General features: G+C 62.7%; 23 protein-coding genes. 13 read left to right on the top strand and 10 right to left on the bottom strand.

Translation table 11 applies throughout. The features are described from left to right. Positions 1 to 12: 12 nt before the first annotated feature. Positions 13 to 1011 carry a LacI family DNA-binding transcriptional regulator gene (locus X733_RS141365; RefSeq protein ID WP_023752490.1) on the bottom strand — a complete coding sequence of 333 codons (999 nt, stop codon included), beginning with the start codon at positions 1009 to 1011 and terminating at the stop codon, positions 13 to 15. Positions 1012 to 1206: 195 nt separating this feature from the next. Here X733_RS141365 and X733_RS1000000170980 point away from each other — a divergent pair, with 195 nt between their 5' ends. The 6 genes from X733_RS1000000170980 to X733_RS141385 are packed head-to-tail and all read left to right on the top strand — an operon-like array spanning position 1207 to position 5989. Beyond that, entirely contained in the window at positions 1207 to 1803 is a 597-nt protein-coding gene (locus tag X733_RS1000000170980; RefSeq protein ID WP_245274498.1) for an extracellular solute-binding protein, read from the top strand. Further along, positions 1779 to 2321, top strand: a complete 543-nt coding sequence (locus X733_RS1000000170975) for an extracellular solute-binding protein (protein ID WP_245264390.1) — start codon at positions 1779 to 1781, stop codon at positions 2319 to 2321. Before X733_RS1000000170980 ends, X733_RS1000000170975 begins: the two co-directional genes overlap by 25 nt. Positions 2322 to 2348: 27 nt before the next feature. Next, on the top strand, positions 2349 to 3386 hold the full coding sequence (locus X733_RS141370; protein ID WP_023700444.1) for an ABC transporter ATP-binding protein: 1038 nt from the start codon (positions 2349 to 2351) through the stop codon (positions 3384 to 3386). Next, positions 3383 to 4270: an ABC transporter permease gene (locus X733_RS141375; RefSeq protein ID WP_023752492.1), complete on the top strand. Its 888-nt coding sequence runs from the start codon at positions 3383 to 3385 to the stop codon at positions 4268 to 4270. The genes X733_RS141370 and X733_RS141375 overlap by 4 nt, the downstream gene beginning before the upstream one ends. Next, on the top strand, positions 4263 to 5054 hold the full coding sequence (locus tag X733_RS141380) for an ABC transporter permease (protein ID WP_023703703.1): 792 nt from the start codon (positions 4263 to 4265) through the stop codon (positions 5052 to 5054). The genes X733_RS141375 and X733_RS141380 overlap by 8 nt, the downstream gene beginning before the upstream one ends. 14 nt (positions 5055 to 5068) lie before the next feature. Next, positions 5069 to 5989, top strand: coding sequence for a 5'-methylthioadenosine phosphorylase (locus tag X733_RS141385; RefSeq protein WP_023752493.1), 921 nt, complete (start codon positions 5069 to 5071; stop codon positions 5987 to 5989). 175 nt (positions 5990 to 6164) lie between these two features. Here X733_RS141385 and X733_RS141390 read toward each other — a convergent pair whose 3' ends face one another. The 6 genes from X733_RS141390 to X733_RS141415 all read right to left on the bottom strand — a co-directional run bounded on the left by X733_RS141390 (position 6165) and on the right by X733_RS141415 (position 12565). Beyond that, complete coding sequence (locus X733_RS141390; RefSeq protein WP_023752494.1) at positions 6165 to 7568, bottom strand: MATE family efflux transporter; 1404 nt, start codon at positions 7566 to 7568, stop codon at positions 6165 to 6167. 188 nt (positions 7569 to 7756) lie between these two features. Further along, positions 7757 to 8518, bottom strand: coding sequence for a glucose 1-dehydrogenase (locus X733_RS141395; RefSeq protein ID WP_023752495.1), 762 nt, complete (start codon positions 8516 to 8518; stop codon positions 7757 to 7759). Between the two features lie 28 nt (positions 8519 to 8546). Further along, positions 8547 to 9359: an ABC transporter permease gene (locus X733_RS141400; RefSeq protein WP_023703706.1), complete on the bottom strand. Its 813-nt coding sequence runs from the start codon at positions 9357 to 9359 to the stop codon at positions 8547 to 8549. Then, positions 9359 to 10222: an ABC transporter permease gene (locus X733_RS141405; protein WP_023819732.1), complete on the bottom strand. Its 864-nt coding sequence runs from the start codon at positions 10220 to 10222 to the stop codon at positions 9359 to 9361. Before X733_RS141405 ends, X733_RS141400 begins: the two co-directional genes overlap by 1 nt. 62 nt (positions 10223 to 10284) lie before the next feature. Continuing rightward, positions 10285 to 11448, bottom strand: coding sequence for a spermidine/putrescine ABC transporter substrate-binding protein (locus X733_RS141410; RefSeq protein WP_023819731.1), 1164 nt, complete (start codon positions 11446 to 11448; stop codon positions 10285 to 10287). Next, complete coding sequence (locus X733_RS141415; RefSeq protein WP_023819730.1) at positions 11429 to 12565, bottom strand: ABC transporter ATP-binding protein; 1137 nt, start codon at positions 12563 to 12565, stop codon at positions 11429 to 11431. The genes X733_RS141410 and X733_RS141415 overlap by 20 nt, the downstream gene beginning before the upstream one ends. Before the next feature lie 119 nt (positions 12566 to 12684). Between X733_RS141415 and X733_RS141420 the strand changes: the two genes are divergently transcribed. The 7 genes from X733_RS141420 (at position 12685) to ugpC (ending at position 19950) form a co-directional block, all read left to right on the top strand. After that, positions 12685 to 13488 carry a LuxR C-terminal-related transcriptional regulator gene (locus X733_RS141420; protein ID WP_023819729.1) on the top strand — a complete coding sequence of 268 codons (804 nt, stop codon included), beginning with the start codon at positions 12685 to 12687 and terminating at the stop codon, positions 13486 to 13488. A 95-nt stretch (positions 13489 to 13583) separates the two neighbouring features. After that, entirely contained in the window at positions 13584 to 14501 is a 918-nt protein-coding gene (locus X733_RS141425) for an AraC family transcriptional regulator (RefSeq protein ID WP_023819728.1), read from the top strand. 229 nt (positions 14502 to 14730) lie between these two features. After that, positions 14731 to 16002, top strand: a complete 1272-nt coding sequence (locus X733_RS141430) for a sugar ABC transporter substrate-binding protein (protein ID WP_023693095.1) — start codon at positions 14731 to 14733, stop codon at positions 16000 to 16002. 98 nt (positions 16003 to 16100) lie between these two features. Next, entirely contained in the window at positions 16101 to 16967 is an 867-nt protein-coding gene (locus X733_RS141435; protein WP_023683583.1) for a sugar ABC transporter permease, read from the top strand. An 11-nt stretch (positions 16968 to 16978) separates the two neighbouring features. After that, entirely contained in the window at positions 16979 to 17791 is an 813-nt protein-coding gene (locus X733_RS141440) for a carbohydrate ABC transporter permease (RefSeq protein ID WP_023671259.1), read from the top strand. 15 nt (positions 17792 to 17806) lie between these two features. Next, on the top strand, positions 17807 to 18853 hold the full coding sequence (locus X733_RS141445) for an NAD(P)-dependent alcohol dehydrogenase (protein WP_023819727.1): 1047 nt from the start codon (positions 17807 to 17809) through the stop codon (positions 18851 to 18853). 2 nt (positions 18854 to 18855) lie between these two features. Continuing rightward, positions 18856 to 19950, top strand: coding sequence for a sn-glycerol-3-phosphate ABC transporter ATP-binding protein UgpC (gene ugpC, locus X733_RS141450; RefSeq protein ID WP_023819726.1), 1095 nt, complete (start codon positions 18856 to 18858; stop codon positions 19948 to 19950). A 54-nt stretch (positions 19951 to 20004) separates the two neighbouring features. On the opposite strand, the gene X733_RS141455 is transcribed toward ugpC, so the two are convergent. The 3 genes from X733_RS141455 to X733_RS141465 form a co-directional block, all read right to left on the bottom strand. Continuing rightward, positions 20005 to 21591, bottom strand: a complete 1587-nt coding sequence (locus X733_RS141455) for an FGGY-family carbohydrate kinase (RefSeq protein WP_023819725.1) — start codon at positions 21589 to 21591, stop codon at positions 20005 to 20007. Positions 21592 to 21725: 134 nt separating this feature from the next. Beyond that, positions 21726 to 22385: an HAD family hydrolase gene (locus X733_RS141460; RefSeq protein WP_023729776.1), complete on the bottom strand. Its 660-nt coding sequence runs from the start codon at positions 22383 to 22385 to the stop codon at positions 21726 to 21728. Positions 22386 to 22396: 11 nt separating this feature from the next. Next, a complete protein-coding gene (locus X733_RS141465; RefSeq protein ID WP_023819723.1) occupies positions 22397 to 23875 on the bottom strand; it encodes a mannitol dehydrogenase family protein in 1479 nt (492 codons plus the stop codon). Between the last annotated feature and the right edge of the window lie 36 nt (positions 23876 to 23911).

Genomic DNA, 23911 nt, shown 5'->3' with positions numbered 1-23911 from the left:
TTCTTCGCCCGACTAGTCGCCAGGGTCGAACTCACCTTTGAACAAGACTGTCTTCACCGGCCCGAGGGGATTGACGATCCGGCTCTCCAGGACTTCGACAAGTTTGCGTCCGACACCCGCTATGTCCACGAAATGAACGCCGATCTTCGCAGGCAAGAAACGTGACAGCCGCGTGCTGTCCCGAGTGACAATGTGGATGTCACTCCCGGGCGCGAGACCTCTTCTGCCAAGAGCGTGTAGTGCCCCCAGAAGGCCCAGTTCGTTGGCGCAAGCCAAGCCCGTCGGCGGATCTGACCAGGCCAGCATGCGATCGAACCAGGCTGCGCTCGATTCCATGGTGAACATTCCATGACCGATCAGCGACTGGTCGATCGGAATACCAGCCTCGGCCATTGCCCTTCCATACCCGGAAAGACGCATGGCACTCGCCTGGTCGCCCGGAACGAGAAGTTGCAGCGCAATGCGTCGGCAGCCCTTGTCCATGAGCCGCCGGGTCGCCTCGTAGGCAATCTGTTCATTGTCGATGTCGACATAAGGATATGCTGTATCCAGGTCAGTTCTTCCAAACGCGACGAATGGCATGCCTCTATCCAGCAATAGCTTAACGCGTGGATCACCCGAGACCATGCGCGTGATAATCAGTCCGTCTGTGCTGCCCGCCTGAAGCTGTCGCTGCACACTCTCGATGGGGTCATCATCGGGCGTGGTGGAGTAGATGGATAGACTATAACCCGCTTGCCGCGCCGCCAGCGTCATGCCTTCGATTAACGGAAGCTTCAACAGATCGGACAGATGATCTTGTGTTTCCATCGGGTAGATTGCTGTCATCGTCAGCGTGCGGCCAGTTTTGAGCGCGAAGCCATGATGATTTGGCACATAGCCGACCCGCTGCGCCACTTCCTTGACGCGAGCGATGGTGGCGGGATGAACCTCCGGCCCATCCTTCAGCGCGCGGGATACGGTGGTCACCGAAAGGGAAAGTTCCGCCGCGATCTGTTTCAGGTTGGTCATGTCGCCCGACCTCATTTGCGAAAGCGCCGGCTGATTTGCTGCCTTCCACTACGTGACCGAATTCCACCTCACGGTCAATCCAAGCTCTCGCTAAAGCAGCTTGACTCTCCTGCAATTGGATGCAATCGTAACGTTACGATTGGCAATAATTGGCCATTTTTAGCGCGTCTCAACAAATTCTAGGGAGGAGAACCTATGTCTTGGTTACGCATTTCATTGACGGCATTCGCATTCTCGGCCGCCGTGCCGGTCTATGCCCAATCAGTCACCATCACGACCGCGGGCGGCGATTATGGCAACGCCATGAAGGAAGCCATGTGGGCCCCCGCTGCAAAAGAGCTTGGCTATGCTGTCCGCGAGGAGACCCTCAGCGACGGCTTGGCCGCCCTGAAGATGCAGGTTACCTCGGGCGCGGTCACAACCGACGTCATTCACCTGGGCTCACCGGAGGGCGCGCAGGCCGCCGCACAGTCGCTGCTGGAGCCGCTCGACTACACGATCATCGACCCAAAGGCCGTGCCGGACGGCGCAAAGTCCGACTACTGCTATCCATTCGACTCCTATGGCACCGTCTTGTCGTGGAACACCAAGACCTATGGCGAAAACCCGCCGAAGACATGGGCGGAGTTCTGGGACGTTGCCAAATTCCCCGGCCGTCGTGCGCTGCGTGCCAATGCCCAGGACTCGATCGAGATCGCGCTGCTCTCCGATGGCGTAGCACCGGCGGACGTCTATCCCGTTCTCAGCACGCCAGAGGGTCTGNCGAGATCGCGCTGCTCTCCGATGGCGTAGCACCGGCGGACGTCTATCCCGTTCTCAGCACGCCAGAGGGTCTGGATCGCGCTATCAAGCGGCTCGAAGCACTCAAGCCAAATGTCGCCGTTTGGTGGACCTCGGGAGCGCAGTCGGCGCAGTTGCTGAAAGATGGTGAGGCGGATTTGGTCGTTACCTGGAACGGGCGGGCCCAAACCGTAAAAGCAGATGGCGGCGCGGCCGACTACACGTTCAAGGGTTCCGTCATTGGCACCGACTGTCTTGCGGTGCCGAAAGGGGCGCCGAACAAGGAAGCAGCTATGAAGCTCATCGCAGCGATGACACAGCCCGCGCGCGTGGCGAAGCTGACCGACTTCATAGCCTATGGCCCGGTCAATCCTGCTGGCTATGAGGGTGGCCTTATCCCCGAGGACCGTCTCAAGACGCTGGCGACCGCGCCTGAAAATGCCGGCACTTCGGTGTTTTCGAATTCAGAATGGTGGGTCAGGAATGGCGAGGCTGCCCAAAAAGCCTTCGATGAGATGATGGCCCGCTGAGTCTCAGCTCTAAGGCTTGAGCACATGATGAAGTCGCTCCCGATCACCATCGACAGCGTGCGCAAGACCTATGGATCTTACGTCGCGCTGGACGATGTCTCGCTCGATATTCGGGCTGGCGAATTCCTCACGCTGCTGGGGCCATCGGGATCGGGCAAGACCACGCTGCTCATGGCTCTGGCCGGCTTTGTCCGGCCGGATTCCGGTAGACTTCTGTTGGGCGATCGCGACATTACCCGCCTGGCCCCGAACAGGCGCAACATCGGCATAGTCTTCCAGAACTACGCCCTGTTTCCCCACATGAACGTTCTGGCAAATGTTGAGTATCCGCTGGTGCTGCGCAAGGTACCGAAAGCCGACGCCCGCCAGCGGGCGCTCGACACTTTGGACCGCGTGAAGCTCGAAGGTTTGGCGGAGCGCAACATTGCCGCATTGTCCGGCGGCCAGCGCCAGCGGGTTGCGTTAGCGCGGGCGATCGTCTTCGAGCCGCGCGTGATGCTGATGGACGAGCCGTTGTCGGCGCTCGACAAGAATTTGCGCGAAACCATGCAGTACGAGATCCGGCGTCTGCACGACGATCTGGGGATCACCACGATTTATGTGACGCATGACCAGCGCGAAGCACTGATCATGTCAGACCGGGTCGCGGTGATGAATTCCGGCCGTATTCAGCAGATCGACACGCCACAGCGGATTTATGATCGTCCATCGACCCGCTTTGTCGCGGAGTTCATGGGTGAGGCCAACATTGTGGCCCCGGGCGCGGTGCGCAGAATAGACGGCGCCGATGCATCAAGCGAAGCTCTGATGATCCGCGCCGAAAGTTTCCATCTTGATGCGAAGCTCGTCGGGCGAGACGGGGTGGCGCTCGAGGGAACGCTGCGCGCCAAGGCGTTTCGCGGCGAGAACTGGCTTTTGACGCTGGCACTTGACGGCGGGCAAGAGATTCTTGTCTGCGTTCCGGCGGCGATGGCCAGCGGCTGCGGCGAGCTTGCGACCGGTCAGCGAGTGACCGCATATGCACCGGCAGCGAAAGTTCACGCGATACCGGGAGCAGGAGCGTGACCGTCATCACCGATCCTGCGCTCGCGGCAGACGCACGACGCGAGCGGCGGTTCTTCCTGTCGCTTTCAGTGCCCGCGCTTTTGATCGTTGGGCTGGCGGCGATCCTGCCCATCGTCTGGATTATCCGGCAATCCTTCCTCACCACAGCGGGTGAATACACCGTCGGCAACTACGAGAAAGTGCTTTCGACCGGACTGACATGGTCGGCACTCGTCACCACCCTTGAGCTGTCCGTGGGCACGCTGGCGATCTGCATCCTACTCGGTACCCCCTTGGCGCTCGCCCTGGCCAGCACCAGACCAAGGGTGGCCAATTTGCTGATGGCCTTCGTCATGCTGCCGTTGTGGACCTCCATTCTGGTGCGCACCTATGGCTGGCTCGTTCTGTTGCGACGCGATGGCCTGATCAACGCGGCTTTGACCGGTTCAGGCCTGACAGCTGAGCCCTTGCCGCTGGTCTACAACTTAACGGGAACGCTCATCGGCATGGTTCACTACATGCTGCCGCTCTTCCTGCTCCCCGTTTATGCGGCGATGCGCGATATCGATGCAAACCTCGTTCGCGCGTCGGCGAGCATGGGCGCTACGCTCGGACAAACGATCCGCACGGTCATTCTGCCGCTTTCGGCCGGCGGCATCTTCTCGGGTTCGATCATCGTCTTCATTTACACCATAGGGTTCTTCATCACGCCCGCGGTGCTTGGCGGCGGCAAGGTAAACCCTCTTTCCACCCGGATCGAGCGCACGCTATCGACCTTCCAGGATTGGGGCTCGGCGAGCGTCCTGGGCATCCTGCTCCTCGTACTAATGGCGTTGGTGGGGGTGATGTTCCTGGCTGCGCGGCGGCTGATTGCCGGACGCAGCATCGGCACAGCCCATGCTTGAAGCCTATCCAGATAGCAGGCTGGCCCGCATCCTCCTGTGGAGCTTTTGCGCGCTCGTTATGGCGTTCCTGATGCTGCCGACGCTCGTCGTCGTGCCGCTCTCTTTTTCGGCGTCCAATCTTTTGGAGTTCCCGCCGCGCGCATACTCGTTGCGCTGGTACGAGGCTTTCTTCGGTTCGGCGGCATGGATGGCCGCACTCAGGACGAGCCTGATCCTTGGCACATTGACGGCGATGATCGCAGTGCCCCTGGGGCTGCTGGCCTGCATTTCGATAAATCGGCTCGGCGGAAAGGCCGCCATTGCCATTCAGGGTATTCTGCTAACCCCTTCTATCGTGCCGGGAATCCTGCTCGCGATTGGTCTCTTCTTTGTTCTGGCGGCCCAACGTCTGGTCGGAACGCTGTTCGGTGTCCTGGTCGGACATGTGGTGCTGGCCATTCCGGTCGCCTGCATTGTGTTGGTGCCCGCCTTGGCCCGCTTTGACTGGAACCAGGTTCAGGCGGCGCGCAGCCTGGGCGCAAACTGGGCAAGAGCCATTGGCGGAATAATTGTCCCCCAACTTCGGATAAGTCTGTTGTCGGCCACGCTGATGGCCTTCCTGACCTCGCTCGATGAATCCGTCATTTCGATCTTCGTCGCGAGTGGTCAAAACAGCACGCTGCCGAAGCTCATGTTCCTGTCGCTGCGCGATCAGATCGACCCGACCATTGCGGCGATTTCGACCTTGTGGACCGTCATCGTCGTGGTCGTTGTCCTCGTCGTGACCCTTCGCCAAAAATCCTGACCGAGATTGGAAACATGCCCAACAATCATCATGCAGCCGACGATCTGGCGGATCATTCAACGGACATACCCCAGGTGGGGTTGGCGATCATCACCGGCTCGGCGAATTGGGGTCTCGCCTTTCCGGAAGATGTCGAAGTCGATGGCGTCCGCACCTTGCAACGAGACATGAGTTTCGAAACCCCTTTCGGTCCCAGCGACAATTGGAAACTGCTCGAATTCGATGCATCTATTACCGTCGAGGGCAAAACGAAACGTGCCCTGTGCATGTATTCGCACGGCAATCCCCGAGACCATATCGACCATTCCTGTCATCGCCGCGCGTTCTGGGTCTTGATGAAAGCGGGTGTAAGGCAAGTGCTGGCCTGCTCGACCGTTGGCGCCGTCAACAAGGCGATCCAGCCCGGCGACATAGTCGTAAACGCCGATATCATCGAACTGTCGCAGACCCCGTTTTCACTTCTGCCTGGCCGCCAGAGCTTCGACTGCTCGGGCAAGCAGATCGTATGTCCAAGATGTGCGGCATTGTTGGCCGAGACCGCCCGGCGCCATTGGCCAGCCGGATGCCGCGTCCATGGCATCGAGCAGCAGCTGGTGGCTGCCCACTGCTACGGGCCGCGACTGACAACTCCCGCCGAAGCTCTGGCGTATCGACACATGGGAGCGGACGTGCTCAACCACTCGATCGCCCCTGAGGCCACCTTATCGCGCGAGATCGGCGCCTGTTTCGTGCCCCTGGCGTTCGTCACGGCCGGCTTCAACGACTATATGGACCGCGAGCGCCAGAAATTGCTGCAGGAGCACGTGCTGCCGAGCCTCTCTATGACAGCCTCGCGGGTTGCGCTGGAGACCGCGGCGCGACTTCCGGCCAATCCGGAATGCTCTTGCCACGGCTTGAAGTCGCCCCAACCGGCAGAGCGTTCTACCCGGTTCTGAAAAGCAGCGAGAGTCTGGGATCGTTCACTCGCAACGATGCTCGCGTCGAACTGAGAGTCCGCTTTTGAAGATCCCACGCCCGAAGCGTTCGGCCGCTTCCGGTCCAAAAGGCGACAACCAGACATCTGCTCTGCAGTGAATGCTTCGGGCAGTTGGCGGACCGCTTGGTGCGTCTTCAATGGCTGAAGACGAGCGGCGGTGCGATGCGGTCCCGCCGCAGCCAGCGCGCGAGCAGCAGCACCGCCACCACGGCGAGCCCCGAGGCCAGGCCGATCCAGATGCCGACGCCGTGCAGGCCGAAATGGAAGGCGAGCAGCACGCCGAGCGGCAGGCCGATGCCCCAATAGCCGATCGCGGCATAGATCATCGGCACCTTGGTGTCGTGCAGGCCGCGCAGCATGCCGGCGGCAACAGCCTGCGCGCCGTCGAAGATCTGGAACAACGCGGCAAAGGCCAGGAACGACACGGCCAGCGCGATCACCCTGGCGTTGGCCGGGGCGGTCATGTCGATGAAGGCGCTGATCAACAGATGCGGCCACAGCACCATCACCAGCGCCATCAGCGCCATGGACGAGACGCCGATGACGAAGGCGGTCCAGCCGGCGCGCGAAACGCCTGCCGGATTGCCGGCGCCGTGGGCCAGCCCGACGCGCACGGTGACGGCCTGGTTGAGACCGAGCGGCACCATGAAGGAGATCGAGGCGATCTGGATGGCGATAGCGTGCGCGGCAAGCGAATCCGCATCGATCAGGCCCATCAGCAGGGCTGCCGCGTTGAAGATCGTCACCTCGAAGGCGAGGATGCCGGCGATCGGCATGCCGAGCCGCAGCAGACCCTTGAAACGCGGCCAGTCGGAGCGCCAGAAGCGGCCGAACAGGCGGTAGCGGCGGAACTTCTTCTCCAGCATCACCACGGCTGCCAGGCCGCAGAACATCAGCGTGCTCGACAGCGTGGTCGCCAGCCCCGAACCGGCAATGCCCATCGAGGTGACGCCGAGATTGCCAAACATGAACACCCAGTTGAAGAAGGCGTTGCAGGCGACGGCGACGAAGACGATGATCAGCGCCCAGCCCGGCCGCTCCAGCGCCGAGATGAAGGAACGCAGCACGATATAGCCGTAGAAGGGCAGCACCGCCCATTCCAGCCAGCGCAGATAGATGCCGGCCTGATGTGCCAATGCCGGCTCCTGGCCCATGGCCAGCAGAATGGCCTCGCCATGCCACAGCACCATCCAGATCGGGATCGAGATCAGGATCGCCAGCCACAGGCCCTGGCGCACGGTACGGCGCAAATCGCGCACCGAATAGCGCCGGCGGCCAAGCTCGGTGGCGATCATCGGCGAGGTCGCCAGCATCAGGCCGAGGCCGAAGATCAGCGGCATGAAATAGAGGTTGGCGCCGAGCGCGCCGCTGGCCAGCGTGTCCGCGCCCAGACGCCCCATCATCATGACGTCGGTCGCGGTCATCGCGGTCTGGCCGAGATTGGTCAGCACCATTGGCCAGGCCAGCGCCAGTGTCGCCCTGATTTCCTGACGCCAAAGATTTTCCGGCGCACGAGCGCCGGCTTCGATCGCAGACATTGTCCTGCTCTTTTCCGGTTGCGGCGCGTCGGCAACGAGGCCGGAAGCCGCACTTCCAAACGGCAAAACCTTCGGTTTCGCGGCGTTTGTGTCGTTCTATTGGACGAAATGCGAGATGAAGGCAAGGGAGGACGGGCAGCCGGCGATTGAGCCAGAGGCGGGAACCCTCCTATCCGGCCGCCCTTGGATCAGCCGATGCTTTCGCCGCCGTCGATCACCAGCGCCTGGCCGGTCATGAAGGATGAGCGGTCGGAAACGAGGAACAGGATCGCTTCGGCGATCTCCTCGGCGCTCGCCCAGCGCCCCATCGGGATCTTGGTGCGGACATAGGTCTCGATCGCCTCGCGTCCGCCCATCTGGGCGATGAACGGCTCGTTGAAGGGCGTGTCGACCCAGCCCGGGCAGAGCGCGTTGACGCGCACATTGTGGCGGGCATAGTCGAGCGACATCTGCCTGGTCATCGCCACCACGGCATGTTTGGACGTGGCATAGGCGATCATCTCGCGGTCGTAGAACACGCCGGAGTTCGAGGCCGTGTTGAGGATGACGCCGCCGCCTTGCGCGACCATTGCCGGCATGACCAGCCGCGCGGCCAGAAACTGCGCCCGTACATTGATGCGCCATGACGCATCCATACCATCGACCTCGACCTCGGTCAGCGTGCCGCCGACCTGGATGCCGGCGTGATTGTGCAGAATGTCGATGCGGCCATACTTGCCGAGAGTGCCTGTGATGAGCTTCTCGACCGCGGCGTCGTCAGAGACGTCGGTGACAACGGCCTCGGCCTGCCCGCCCACTGCCCGGATGTCCGCCGCCGTGGTCTCGCCGCTGGCCAGGTCCCGGTCGGCGATGACCACCAGCGCGCCTTCCCTGGCCATGATCATGGCGCCGGCGCGGCCGATGCCGGAACCGGCGCCCGTCACCACGGCGATGCGGTCTTTGAGGAGCATGAATTTGTCTTTCAGCTGGATGGCTTGTTCAGTTTGACGGCTGGCGCTGGCGCAGCTGCCATTGGGCAAGCACCACCAGAAGAACCGAGGCGACGAGCACGATGGTGGCGATGGCGTTGATTTCCGGCGTCACGCCGCGCCGGATCGAGGCGAAGACATAGATCGGCAGCGTCGTCTGCGCGCCGGCGACGAAGAAGGCGACGATGAAATCGTCGAAGGAGAAGGTGAAGGCGAGCAGGAAACCGGCGACCACAGCCGGCATGATCTGCGGCAGCACGATCGAGCGGAACGTCGTCAGCGGCGTGGCGTAGAGATCGCTCGAGGCCTCAACCAGGTTGCGGTCGAGGCTGGCGAGACGCGTGCCGACGATCATCGTTACCAGCGCCATCGAAAACAGGCCGTGGGCGGCGATGATCGATCCATAGCCGAGCGACAGGCGCGGCGGCTGGTCGTTTGGCCAGATCGAGGCCAGGAACGGATTGAGCACGCCAAACAACTGGACCAGCGCGACGAGCGTCGAGATGCCGATGACGACGCCGGGAACGACAATCGCGGCACCCATCAGCGCGTCGAAGACGGCACGGGTTCTGAGCCCAACCCGCGCCAGGCCGAGCGCCGCTGCCGTGCCGCACACCGCCGCCAGAAGCGCGCTGGTGGTGGCGATGAACAGGCTGTTCTTCAGCGCCTCGACGAGGAACGGGTTCGACAGCGCCGTGCCGTACCATTGCACCGAAAAGCCGGTGAACTCGCTGGCATGGCGGCCGGCGTTGAAGGAGAACAGCACGACCAGCGCGATCGGCAGATAGAGGAAGGCGAAGACGGCGGTGACGAAGGCGCGCATCAGATCAGATCCACCCTGCGGGCGCCCGACACCCGTGTCGAAATGCGGTTTGCCGCGATCAGCACCACCACCGAAACCGCCACCAGCGTGATGGCGATGGCCGATCCGAACGGCCAGTTGCGCGACTGCAGGAACAGGTCGACCAGCGCATTGCCGATGAAGAACACCTTGCCGCCGCCAAGCAGCGTCGGGATCAGGTATTCTCCGAGCAGCAGGATCATGACCAGCGAGAAGCCGGTCATCACGCCCGGCAGCGACAGCTTCAGCGTCACTCCCAGAAAGGTTGAGAGCGGGGTCGCGCCGAGATCGGCGGAGGCTTCCAGCAGCCTTCGGTCGAGCCGCTCGAGACTGACATAGATCGGCAGGATCATCAGGGGCAAATAGCCGTAGACAATGCCGAGCAGAACGGCGCCCGGCGTGTTGATCAGCCTGACATCCTCGATGCCGACAAAGGCCAGCAGTGCGGGAATGCCGCGTCCGCCCAGAATGTACATCCAGGCGTAGGTGCGCATCAAAAGGCTGGTCCAGAACGGAATGACGACGAGCGCAAGCAGGATCAGCCGCCAGCGCTCCGGCGCCTTCAGGGCAAGGTAGTAGGCGACCGGGTAGGCGACGAGCAGACAGGCAAGCGCGCCCACCGGCGCCAGCATCATCGTGTTCCAGAAGGCGGTCGCCCGCGCCGGGAGGTTGGCGTATTGCGCCAGCGTGAAGGCGGCCTGGTAGCCGCCCTCCGGCGCCCGCTCGCCGACGCTGAACACGGCAATGGCGACGAACGGCAACACCAGAAACACCACCAGCCACGCTGTAGCCGGAGCGAGCAGCAGCGCTGTCAGGATGTTATGCCGAAATCTGTTGCCGTGCATGGAAACCGCCCCGATGCCGGCGGACCTAGGCCCGCCGGTTTTTCGTTTGCGTCAGGCCAGCCTCAAGCCGACTTGAAGCGCGCCATCAGCTCGGCGCGACCCGGATCGGTCAGTGTTGCCGCCGCGCCGAACTCAAGCGGTGTCAACAGGTCGGCCGCCGGGTAAAGGATCGGATTGTCGAGCACTTCCTTGGGCAGCAGCTTGTTGACGCGTGCGTCGGTCGAGGGCGCGCCATTGGCGAGATGCTCCTTCACAGCAACCTCCGGGGTCATCAGATAATTGAGCAAGGCATAGCCGGCCGGCTTGTTCGGCGCGTCCTTCGGGATGGCGTAGAAGTCGGTCCAGATCTCGCCGCCCTCCTTGCCCAGCACATAGGCGATCTCCGGGATATCGCGATGCAGCTGTGCGCCATCATTCGTCCAGCACATGGTCAGCCAGGCGTCGCCCGCCCGCATGCCCGGCTGGTAGTCGGACGAGACCGCGAACAGATGCGGCTTGACCTTGAGCAGCAGCTCCTCGGCCTTGGCGAGTTCATCCTGCTTCAGCGAGTTGAAGGAATAGCCGTAATATTTCAGCGCGTTGCCGATGGTGGTCAGCTGGTAGTCGTGCACCATGGTGCGGCCATCGCCCTCAGCCATGGCGACGTCCCAGAATTCCTTCCAGCTGGTCATCGGCTTGGCCAGCTTCTTGGTGTTGACGGCAAAGCCCGTGGTGCCCCAGTTCTTCGGCACCGCGTAGGTCGTGCCGTCGATCGTACCTTCCGAGGTGAAGCGCGGGTCCTCCTGGGAGCTGTCGAAATTCGGCAGCTTGGCCATGTCGAGCGGATCGATGATGCCGAGTTTCTTGTAGGTCGAGATCGTGTAGTTGGTCGGCACGAACAGGCTCCAGCCCGAGGCGCCGGCCTGCAGCTTGGCAAGCATCTCCTCATTGGAGCCGAAGACGTTGACCTCGACGGCGACGCCGGTGTCCTTCTTGAAATTCTCGAAGGTCTGCGGGTCGTGATAGTTCGGCCAGGTGGCGATCGACATGCGGTCGCCAAGGTTTTCGGCGGCAAAGGCCGGCGTCGGCATGATGCCGAGCTCGCGCGCCATCACCGCGGTTGCGATGCCAAGGCCGGTGAGGCCGAGGAAGTCGCGGCGGCCGATCGAGCCGCGCTTCAGGCGCATCAGCTGGTCGACGAAGTTCTCAGGGCTAATCGGCAGTCCGTCACGATATGATTTCGACATTTTTTGCTACCCTCTGGTTGGTCCCGTTGTTCTTGGTCTCCGGAAACGCCAGCGGCGTCCCGGAGGCAAAGCCGATGGCGACGGGTTCACCCGGCTTGAAGAGGTTGCCATGGCCGATCACATGGTCGGCCTTGGCCAGCAGCGTTCCGATGCCCTGCACCTCGATGGCGTATTCCGCCGTCGAGCCCAAGAAGATCCGGTTGCGCACGATGCCTTTGAACGGGCTGCCTTCCGTGGCGCCGAGGCTTAGCGATTCAGGGCGCAGGCTGACAGAAACGGTCTCGCCCTGCTGCAAGGCGGTTCGTTTGCGCGCGGCAATGACGGTTCCGTCCGCCAGCGCCACATTGACCAGATCGCCTGTATGCCCGGCAACCTTGCCGCTCAACAGATTGGTCTTGCCGACGAAGTCGGCGACGAACAGGTCGGCCGGCTCGTCATAGATCTCGCTTGGTTGCCCGAGCTGTACGATGCGGCCGCCGTTCATGACGCAGGCGAAGTCGCTCATCGACAGCGCTTCCTCCTGGTCGTGGGTGACCAGCACGAAGGTGATGCCGATCTCGCGCTGCAGGTTCTGCAGCTCGATCTGCATGTCGGTGCGCAGCTTTTTGTCGAGCGCTGCCAGCGGCTCGTCGAGCAAAAGCACAGCCGGCTTGTTGACCAGTGCGCGCGCCAGCGCGACGCGCTGCTGCTGGCCGCCGGAGAGTTCGTGGATCTTGCGGCGGCCATAGCCGGCGAGCCGCACCATTTCGAGCGCCTCGCCGGCGCGCCGGCCGATTTCCTGCGACGATAGGCGTGGCCGTGCCTGGCGCAGCCCGTAGGATACATTGGCTTCCACATCGAGATGCGGAAACAGCGCGTATTGCTGGAACACCATGTTGACCGGGCGGCGATAGGGCGGCGTGCCGGCCATGTCTTGGCCGCGGATGAACACCTGGCCTTCGCTCGGCTGCTCGAAGCCGCCGATCATGCGCAGGCATGTGGTCTTGCCGCAGCCGGACGGTCCGAGGAGGGCGACAAAGGCGGAGGGCCGCACAGCCAGATCGATGCCGCTGACAGCGGTCACGGCGCCATAGCGCTTGGTGACGCCGCGAAACTCGATGTCGGGCACTGCGGTCAAAGTGCTGGCTCCAGCAACAGGGCTACTCCAGGACGCTACCAGAGCCAATGGCGGCTAGTATATACCTCGCTGGTGGTATATCTGATCTATTTTCTCGTTTAAGGGGGTATAGTTTGAGTGTGTCCCGCAGCGACGGATACAGCCGGCTCGCAGCCCTTGTCGCGGCGACACGAGAGACGAGCGGCGGCCTGTTCGGCCAGGCAATGGTCGATTGGCTGAGGCAGCATGTCAGCTTCGACCACTGCGTGATCTTCGGCTATCGCGGCGCCTCGCGACCGCCGCTGCTGTTCGAAACCTTCTCGCCTGACGAGAGCCATGTCTTCGTCACGCTCTATCAAGAAGGACCCTATCTGCTCGACCCGTTTCATCATGCGGCGGTGGAGCGTAAGGAGGGTTTTTGGCGCATGCGCGAACTGGCGCCCGACCGCTTCTATGCCAGCGAGTATTTTCGCACCTATTACAGCCAGACAAGGCTCGCCGAAGAAGTCGGCTTCTTTGTGCCGCTGCCCGGCAAGGATGCGCTGGTGCTGTCGCTGATGCGATTGCACGCCTCGGGTCCCTTCGGCACCGCCGATGCCAGGCTGCTGCGCGACATGGCGCCGGCGGTCATCAACTTCGCCCGGTTGCGCTGGCCCGCACTTTCGGCCGAGGAGCAGGACGAAGCGGAGCAGGGCGAGACGATCGCCGCCGTCAACGAGTTCGACCGCGCCCACATTTGGGAAAGCCTGTCGCTGACCCCGAGCGAAAAGCATGTCGTCGATCTGGTGCTGCAGGGGCATTCCACCGAGTCGATCGCAAGAGCCATGCGCATCGTGCCGGGAACGGTGAAGGTCCATCGCCGCAACATCCATCGCAAACTCGGCATCAAATCCCAAGCCGGGCTGTTCGCCCGCTTCATCGAGATCATCGAGAGCCGGCGTTGAACTCGCTGAGGCAGACATCGTTCACTTCCCGGCGACAGACTGCTACGGATTACCCGAAACCGGTCCGCTTCCTCATTCGCCCCGGAGAACAGACGATGGCATTCAGGCGCAGAAAGAACACGGCTGCAATCCCGCGCACGGTGCCCGCTTTCGAGCACATCGTCACCGAGGCGAGCGACAGTTTCCTGTGGCGGCTCGACGACTATCCCTGGGAGCGCAATGTCTGGAATTTTCATCCGGAATACGAGATCCATCTCCTGAGGAAGTCTTCCGGGGTCGCGCTGGTCGGCGATCACATCGGCGAATTCGGGCCGGGCTACCTGAGCATCGTCGGCGGCGGGCTGCCGCATGACTGGGTGACATCGGTGCAACCCGGCGAGCTGATCGAAGGACGCGACATCGTGCTGCAATTCGATCCGCAGCGGCTGCGCGGATCGGCGGGACTCCTGCCGGAGTTGCGCGAACTGGAACCGTTCCTGGAACGATCGCTGCGCGGCCTGGTCTTCCATGGCCGCGCCGCGCTCGAAGGCGCCGCGCTGATGGAACGGATGGGCACGGTGCACGGGCTCGCCCGGTTTTGCCTCTTCCTCGAACTGGTCGATCTGCTGGCCAGGACAGACGAATACGAGCTTTTGTCCTCGCCGGATTTCTCACCCGCGCTCGACGCAACCTCGCTGGACATCATCCAGCGCACGCTGACCTATCTCTTCCAGCATTTCGCCGAGGATCTGAAGCTGCCGGAGGCGGCGGAGCTGGCGGGGATGAGCGAAAGCACGTTTTCGCGCTTCTTCCAGAAAAACACCGGCAACAGTTTCAGCGACCACATCGCCAAGCTCCGGCTCTGGCAAGCCTGCAAGCTGCTTGCGGACACCGATATTCCGATCACCGACATCTGCTTCCAGGTCGGCTACATGAACATCTCCAACTTCAACCGCGCCTTCCTGCGCAAGCACCGGATGACGCCGTCATCCTACCGCAAGCTGTCGAAGCAGCGGATGACGATGCGCGCCTGAAAACCGGCCTTCCTCACTCCATCGGTACTCATGTGACAGAGGCCGTGCAGGCGGGCCGGATTTTGCAGCGCACAATGCATAAAAGTACAGGTCTGCTGCAACGGGGCTTCTAGCGCGGCCTTTAGCAACTCCTCATTTTGGCGATGGGTGGCTTGTCGCTCGGGCGATGGCGAGGATCGCGCAACCGAAGACTTCCGCTTCCTGCGACTGTTCCTGGAGGAGAAAATCAATGAAACCAATTCGGCTTGCTGCGAGCATAAGCGCAGCTTTCATGCTTACCACGACCCTCTCGACCATGGCGCTGGCGGCGCCGGTCTGCTCGGCGCCGGTCAAGGTGCTGGCGCAACCGCGTGACGGGCTGACGCTGCTGGAGGCGTCCAAGGACGAGTTCCAGAAACTGGCCGGCGCCAGCTTCCAGATCGACTATCTCAACGAGAACGACCGCCGGGCAAAGTCGCGCGCCGATGCGTCCACGGTCGGCAACTACAACGTCTACTATGTCGACGAAGCCAATGTCGCGCTGTTCGCCTCGTCGAAATGGATCGTGCCGCTCACCGACTATTACCCGGCTGACTACGACTACGCCGATTTCGACCCGGGCCGGCAGAAGGTCGCCACCTATGACGGCAAAGTGTGGTTCGCGCCGCTGACCGGCGGCGGCGACCTGATGGTCTACCGCAAGGACATTCTGGAAGCCGCCGGCATCCAGCCGCCGAAGACGCTGGACGAGTTGATCGCCGACGTGCCGAAGCTGACCGATCCCGACAAGGGCATGTACGGCATCGCGCTGCGCGGCGCGCGTGGCTCGGGCGCCAATGTCTGGCGCTGGATGCCGTTCTTCAAGGCCTATGGCGGAAAATGGTTCGACGGTGACAAGCCGGCTTTCAACTCCGAGGCCGCGGTCAAAGCGACCGAGACCTATCTTAAACTGTTCAAGGATTCAGCGCCCGGCACGCAGACCGGCAGCTGGGATGAATCGACCGGCGCCTTCCTGTCGGGCCAGGTTGCCATCTTGGTCGAATCGACGCCGCTGTCGGGCATGGCGGTCGACCCGAAGACCTCGCAAGTGGTCGGCAAGATCGGCTTCCTGCCGCCGCCCTCGCCACTGACCGGCGGCGGCTACGGCCACGGCCTCGCCATCGCCGCCAAGGCCAATGCCGATGACGCCGCGAAGCAATGCGCCGGCCTGTTCATCGCCTGGGCGACGTCGAAGGAGAACGAGAAGCGCCGGCTCGACGCGCACCAATTCGGCGAGCTCAACCGCACCAGCGTGCTGTCCAGCAAGGAGTTCGCCGACATCTATGGCGCCGATCTCGGCCAGGCGCTTGCCGATACCGGCAAGGTGACGGCGGTGAACTTCTGGCAGGATCCGCGCTGGCCGGATCTCGGCGACCGCTGGGGCATCATCCTGGAAGAGCTGGTCACCGGCACGCGCACCGACGTCAAGGGCGGCCTCGACGAACTCGAGGCCTACGCCAACGAGCTGGTGAAGAAGAAGTAATCCTCCCGCCCGCGGCGCGCGGTCCACGGCATTCGACCGGATGCCGGGACCTGTGCGCCGCGGGTTCTCCCCAAAAAGGCACAGCCCGAGGATAGGCAATGCGCCGACGCTCTTCCCTGCCCGTGACGTTTCTGGTTCCGACGCTCGCCATTCTTCTGGTGCTGTCGATGGTGCCGACGCTGTACGCCATCGTCATTGCGCTGCAGAACCGCGAGCTGAGTTCGTCGGACTATTCCTGGGTCTGGCTGTCGAACTTCATCGACCTGTTCGCCGACCGGCGTTTCCTCAACGCGGTCTGGGTCTCGGTGAAGTGGGAAATCGTCACCGTGGTGGCAACGATGATGGTGGCCATCGGGCTCGGCGTGCTGATGTTCGAAGTGGCGTCGCCGCGGCTGCGCAACATCTACTGCCTGCTGTTCATCATCCCGGTGCTGTTGCCGCGCGTGTCGGCGGCTTTCGTGTGGAAGTTCGCCTATCATCCGCTCTACGGCATCGCCACCTATCCCTACAGGCTGATCACCGGCGGGCTGATCTTCGACCCGCTGTCGAAGCCGTCGACGGCTTTGTTTGCCGTCGCCTCGGTCGATGTCTGGCAGTGGGGACTGTTCTTCGCGGTCATCGTGCTGAAGCTTCTGGAGACCTTGCCGCCGCAGCCGATCGAAGCGGCGCGGCTCGACCACGCCAAACGCTGGCAGATCCATGCCTATGTGACCTTGCCTATGCTGAAGGCGCCGCTGATCAGCCTGATGTTCGTCAAGATGATCGAATCGCTGCGCTCCTTCGACCTGATTTATGTGATGACGCGCGGCGGGCCGGGCGTGGCGACCGAGACGCTCGACATGTACGCCTTCTCGCAAGGCTTCATCGAATCCGGCAAGGTGTCCTATGCCTCGGCCATGGCGGTGCTGATGATGATCGCGACTGTCATCACCTTCACCATGCTGTGGAAGCGGGTGCAGGCATGAGGCCGTATCGCATGAGACCGGGCCGCCTCATCGGCAAGATCATCCTGGCCTTCGCCGGCTTCATGGCGGTGTTTCCGCTCGCCTGGACGGCGGTCAATTCGCTGAAGAACAATGTCGACATCATCACCCGCGTGCCGCGCCTGGTGTTTACCCCGACCTTCGACAATATCAGCTACATCATCGGCCGCGACAGCGTCATGACCGGTCTCTATAACTCGGTCATTTCCTGCGGCGTCGCCGTGCTGATCGGCGTCATGCTCGGCCTTCCGGCAGCCTATGCGGTGGCGCGCTATCCCAATCGCTTCGCTGGCGACATCCAGTTCTTCGTGTTGTCGCTGCGCTTCCTGCCCCCGGTGGCAGTCGCCATTCCGCTGATGGTGATCTGGCTGCAGATCGGGCTCTACGACACCTTGCCGGCGCTGATCGTCACCTATTCGCTGCTCACCATCTCGGTGATCATGTGGCTCGCCATTCCCGCCTTCCAGGCCGTGCCGAAGGAAATCGAGGAAGCCGCTTTCGTCGACGGCTACGGCGCTTACTCGGTGTTCTGGCGCATTGCGCTGCCGGTAGCGGCGCGCTCGCTGATCGGCGCCGTCGCCTTCAGCTTCGTGCTGGTGTGGAACGAATTCCTGATCGCGCTGATGCTGTCCAGTTCCAACGCCAAGACATTGCCGATCGTCGCTTCCGAACTTTCACAGCAAGGCATGAACGTGCCGTGGGGAATCCTCAACGCCTCGGTCGTGCTGTTGTCGCTACCGCCGCTGCTGTTCCTCGGCGTGCTCAGCGGCTTCCTGAATTCCGTTTTCCGGCAAAAAAAGACTTGATGCGAGGACTTACCTATGCGGGCACTGGTGCTTGAGAAAAAAGGCGAACTGTCGCTGCGCGAGATCGCGCTGCCGCTCGACGTCGGACCGGGCGATGTCAAGATCGCCATCCACACGGTCGGCGTCTGCGGCAGCGACGTGCACTATTACACCCATGGCGCGATCGGCAGCTATGTCGTGCGGGCCCCGATGGTGCTCGGCCACGAAGCCGCGGGAACGATCGTCGAGATCGGCGCCAATGTCGGCACGCTGAAGGTCGGCGACCGCGTCTGCATGGAGCCGGGCGTGCCGAACCTGTCGTCGCGCGCGACCAGGCTCGGCATCTACAATGTCGACCCTGACGTCTCCTTCTGGGCGACGCCGCCTGTGCATGGCGTGCTGGCGCCCTATGCCGTGCACCCGGCCGCCTTCACCTACAGACTGCCGGACAATGTCACCTTCGCCGAAGGCGCGATGGTCGAACCCTTTGCTATCGGCATGCAGGCGGCGAGCCGCGCCCGCATCGTGCCTGGCGACGTCGCCGTCGTCGTCGGCTGCGGCCCGATCGGCATCATGATCGCGCTGGCGGCGCTGGCCGGCGGCTGCTCGAAGGTGCTGATCTCCGATTTTTCCGCACCCAAGCTCGAGATTGCCGCACAATATCCCGGCATCGTGCCGGTCAATATAGGTGAGCAATCGCTGGTCGACGCAGTCTCCGCCGCGACCGACAATTGGGGCGCGGATATCGTGTTCGAGGCGAGCGGCAGCCCGAAGGCATTCGCCGACCTGTTCGATGTCGTGCGGCCGGGCGGCGCGGTGGTGCTGGTCGGACTGCCGGTCGAACCGGTCAGCCTCAACGTTCCGGCGGCGATCTCCAAGGAAGTGCGCATCGAGACGGTGTTCCGTTACGCCAACATCTTCGACCGCGCGCTGCAGCTGATCGCCTCGGGGAAGGTCGACCTCAAGCCGCTGATCACCGGCACTTATGATTTCTCCGACAGCATCAAGGCCTTCGAGCGGGCGGCGCAAGGCAAGCCGCAAGACGTCAAGCTGCAAATCCTGCTTACCGGCGAGAAGGGCTGACCATGTCCGCGATCGTTTGCTCCCATGTCGACAAGGCGTATGGGGCTACCACCGTCATCCGCGATCTCAATCTCTCGATCGAGGAGCATGAGTTCGTCGTGTTCCTAGGCCCATCCGGCTGCGGCAAGTCGACCTTGCTCAGGATGCTGGCCGGGCTGGAGGATATCAGCGGCGGCGAAGTGTCGATCGGCGGCAGAGTGGTCAACGATCTCGAGCCCGGCGAGCGCGGCATCGCCATGGTGTTCCAGAACTATGCGCTCTACCCGCATATGACGATCTTCGACAACATCGCCTTCGGACTCAAGCGGCAGAAGGTTTCGGCGGCCGAGATAAAGAAGCGGGTCCAAGCGGTGGCAGAGACGCTGGGCCTCGAGCCTTATCTCGCCCGCAAACCGACCGAGCTTTCCGGCGGACAGCAGCAGCGCGTGGCGATTGCGCGCGCCATGATCAAGACGCCGAAAGTGTTCCTGTTCGACGAGCCGCTGTCGAATCTCGACGCCAAACTTCGCAACCATATGCGGGTCGAAATCGCCCGCCTGCACCAGTCGCTGAAGACCACTACCGTCTATGTCACCCACGACCAGCTCGAAGCGATGACGCTGGCCGACCGGATAGNGCTGCTCAGGGATGGCGTCATCGAACAGATCGGCTCGCCGGCCGAGATCTATCGCCAGCCGGGCAATCTGTTCGTCGCCGGCTTCATCGGTACGCCGAACATGAATTTCATCGACGTGGCCGTCGGGCGGAAGGACGAACGCTGGACGCTGACAGGCGGCGGCTCGACCTTCTTCATAGAAGGCTCGGGCTTCGATCTGCGCGGCGTCCAGCTCGCCGTGCTTGGAATCCGACCGCCGGACCTGAAGACCGCCGGCGCTCAGAGCATCAATCTTCTGCAAGGCACCGCCGACCTCATCGAGTTCCATGGCAATGACGCGCTGGTGACGTTCGCCTGCGGCGGCAAGGAGGTCGGCGCATTGGTATCGGCCCGCGAATGCCCGGCGTTGCGCGCGCCTGTGCGCTACACATTTGAGGAGGAGAGCGTGCATCTGTTCGACGCGGCGACCGGCGCATCCTTGCGCCGGCGAGAGGAGGCCTAGATTTGGTACGCAATTCCGGACGGAAAACCGTTTCACACTTTTCCTGGAATTGCTCTAGCCGATCGCGTCGAGCTCCTGCCGCTGGCGGTGCATTTCGAGGAAAATCTTGTAGTCGCGGTCGAAGCGGCCTGACGCGGCCGGGTTCGAGGTGCGCGCCCTGCCGCCTTGCTGCATGGCGACGCAAGCGGCATTCAGGTCCGGGAACAGACCGGCCGCGGTGGCGGCGACCATGCCGGTGCCGAGCAGAACGGCTTCGTCGGCCAGCGGCTCGATCACCGCGCAGCCGGTCGCGTCGGCATAAAGCTCCATCAGCAACGGGTTCTTGGTGTGGCCGCCGGTGACATGCAGCGTGTCGATGAGATAGCCGTTCTCGTTCAGCGCCTCCAGCACATGGCGCACGCCGAGTGCGATGCCGACGGCGGTGCGCCAATACAGCTTGCACAGACTGTCGAAGGAGGAATCCAGCGTCAGCCCGCTGACCACGCCGACGGCATGCGGGTCGGCAAGCGGCGAGCGGTTGCCGTGGAAATCCGGCAGTACATGCAACCTCGCCGCCAGCTTGTCGCCTTCGGTGCTGCGCAGTTCAGCGACGCGCCTGGCGATCTTGGCATGCATGGCCGCATCCGGCTCGCCGCCGGCGCCATGCCAGCGAATGATGTGGTCGAGCAAGGCACCAGTGGCCGACTGTCCGCCTTCCGACAGCCAGAGCTTTGGCAGTGCGGCGCCATAGTATGGACCCCAGACGCCGGCGAAAGGCTGCGGATCGGGCGACATCGCCATGACGCAGGACGAGGTGCCGGCGATCAATGCCAGATGGCGGCCGATATTCTGCTCGTCGCCAGCAAAGCCGCCGAGCACGCCAAGCGCGCCGGCATAGGCATCGATGACGCCGGCGCCGACGCGACAGTTTTCGCTCAAACCCAACTCCGCCGCCGCTTCAGGGGTGAGCGTGCCGATGTCTGCGCCGACAGCACTTGCCTTCTCCGGCAGGCTGCCGTGTTCGAACAGATCGCCAAGCCCGACCCTGTCGAAGAAGTCACGGCGCCAGCCGGTGTCCTCATGCGCCAGATAGGTCCATTTGGCGGTCAGCGTGCATTGCGAGCGCGCCAGCGAACCGGTCGCCTTCCAGGTAAGGAAATCCGTAAGGTCGAATAGGTAGCCGGCCTCATGCCATGTTCCCGGCAGATTGCGCTTCAGCCACATCAGCTTCGGCGTCGCCATTTCCGGCGACATGACGCCACCGATATAGTCGAGTACGGCGTGGCCGCTATCGGTGCATTCATCTGCCTCGGCGATGGCGCGATGGTCGAGCCAGACGATGGTGTCCCAGCGCCGTTCGCCCGTCACCGAGACGCTGAGCTGGCCGGCATTCCTGTCCAGCACCACCAGCGAGCAGGTGGCGTCGAACGACATGCCGACAATATCGTCGGCTGACACACCGGCCTTTTCGCACGCAGCACGCACCGCGATGCAGACCGCCGACCAGATATCCTGCGAATTGTGCTCGGCGTGATCGGCCTTCGGCTGGTTCATGACGATCGGATGCTCGGCGCGGCCGAGCAAGGTGCCTGACGTATCGAGAATGCCCGCGCGGGCGCTCCCGGTGCCGACATCGACCGCGCAAACGAAGCTTTTCGTCAAGATGCTTTTACTCTCGCTCCCTAGAGCCGTATGATTTCAGGTCTGTTCGACCCGAAATCTGAATCCGTCTCTAAATCAAAAAAGTAGAGCATGATGTCGTTCGAAAACCGATTCACACTTTTCGGCATCATGCTCTAGCCTGCAATCAGATCGGGCAATTGCAGCATGTCCGCGAATATAAAGTCCGGTTCACTCGACGCAAGCCGCGCTTTCAAGGCCGGGTTGCCGGCGTGCGAACCGCCGGTGAAAGCAAAGACGCGCATGCCGGCCGCACGCGCCGCCGCGATGCCGGCAGGGCTGTCCTCGATTACGATGCAATTACCGGGATGCGCGCCCATGGCGGCGGCGGCATGGAGAAAAAGATCCGGCGCCGGCTTGCCGCGCGCGACCATGGCGGCACTGAACAGATGCGGCTCGAGCAGGCCGAGCAGACCGGTGACGTCGAGCGCGTAGCGTATCCGGTCGAGCGTGCCGGAGGAAGCGACGCAGCAGGGTACGCCCAGCCTCGGCAGGATGTCGCTGATGCCGGGAATCGGCTTCAACTCCTCGCGGAATTTGCGCATCAGTTCGACGCGCATGTCGGTCAGATGCACGTCGGTGATGTCGATGGTGAAATCGCGAAGAAGTATCTCGCGCACGCTCTTCATGCTCTTGCCTAAGAAATGCTCGTAGGCGGTATCTTCGCTGACCGAGCCCCCGGCGGCAGAGATCATGCCGAGCAGAGCCGAAACCGACAGCGCCTCGCTGTCGACCAGCACGCCGTCACAGTCGAAGATGACCAGTTCGGGCGTCATTGCGGCTGGCGTCAGAGCTTGCCGGAGATGTAGCGCGTCAGCGTCGCGCGCGTGCCATTCGCCCACAAGACGTTGAGCGCATGGGCAAAGGCCTCGGCGAACGGCGCCGAGCGGCCGACACCGCCATAGATATCCTCCATCGCAAGCCAGGCACCGGGCTTATCCTTCGCCGCCTTCGCGCTTGCCTGCAGCCGGTCCCAGCTGGGATCGTTGGCTTCGATGTCGGCGCCGCTGTCGGTGGTGCCGAAACAGTAGCGGCACCACAGCGCCGACTCGAGCGCCAGACCCGCGACGCCTTTGCCGGCCTTCAGCCGGTCGGCAATGGTCGGGATGATGAATTTCGGCTGCCGGTTGGAACCGTCGAGGCAAAGCCGGCGGATGGTGTCGCCGATCTTGGGGTTGGAAAAGCGCTGCTCGATGAGCTGATAATAATCCTCCAACACGGTGTCCGGCACCGGCGGCACGGTCGGGATGATCTCGTCATGCTCGAGCTTGGCGAGGAAGCCGCGCACCAGCGGCTCCTGCATCGCCTCATGGACGAAATGGATGTCCATCAACCCTGCGGGATAAGCGATCGTGGCATGACCGCCATTGAGGATGCGGATCTTCATCAGCTCATAGGGCGCGACATCCCTCACGAATTGCACACCGACCTTTTCCAGCGGCGGGCGGCCGTCGGTGAAACGGTCTTCCAGCACCCATTGCTTGAACGGCTCGCAGAACACCGGCCAGTTGTCCTCGAGGCCGAACTCCGAGGCGAGAATGCCGCGCTCGCGATCGGAGGTGGCGGGCGTGATGCGGTCGACCATGCCGTTGGGAAAGGCGACATTGTCGCTGACCCAGTTCGCCAGATCCTCGTCGATCAGCCGGGCCAGCCCAATGACGCCATCCGAGGTGACATGGCCATTATGAGGGATGTTGTCGCAGGACATGACGGTGAACGGCACGATGCCGTCGGCCCGGCGGCGCATCAGCCCGGCAAGGATGAGGCCGAACACCGTCTTCGGCGTCGTGCCTGCCTGTGCGTCGGCGACGATGTCGGGGTGGGTCGGGTTGAACTTGCCGGAGGCCGGATCGATGAAATAACCGCCTTCCGTGATGGTCAGCGAGACGATCTTGATCGCCGGATCGGCGAGCTGGTCGATGATCGCATCGGCATCGCCGGGCGTCAGGAAGTCGATCATGACGCCGGTGACGCGGGCGCTCATATGATCGGAATCCTGCTCGACCACTGTCGTCAGCCAGTCCTGCTCCTGCAGCTTGGAACGGCCGAGCTTTTCGCCCTCGAAGACCCCGGCGCCGACCAGAGCCCAGTCATGACCGATCCCTGCGTTGAAGAGATCGTCGAGATAGACCGCCTGATGCGAGCGATGGAAATTGCCGACGCCGAAATGCACGATACCGGGTTTGAGCGCAGCGCGGTCGTATTTCGGACCGGCGACCTTGGCTGGGAGTTCCGAGAGGATCGAGGAGGAGAGTTTCACGGTCATTTTTCTACCCTTTTGGCCGGGCTGCGGCCTTCGTGA

The sequence above is a fragment of the Mesorhizobium sp. L2C066B000 genome, from assembly GCF_000502335.1.
Taxonomy (GTDB): domain Bacteria; phylum Pseudomonadota; class Alphaproteobacteria; order Rhizobiales; family Rhizobiaceae; genus Mesorhizobium.
The sequence above is the reverse complement of the archived record's forward strand: the minus strand, read 5'-3'. Positions and strand labels throughout refer to the sequence as shown.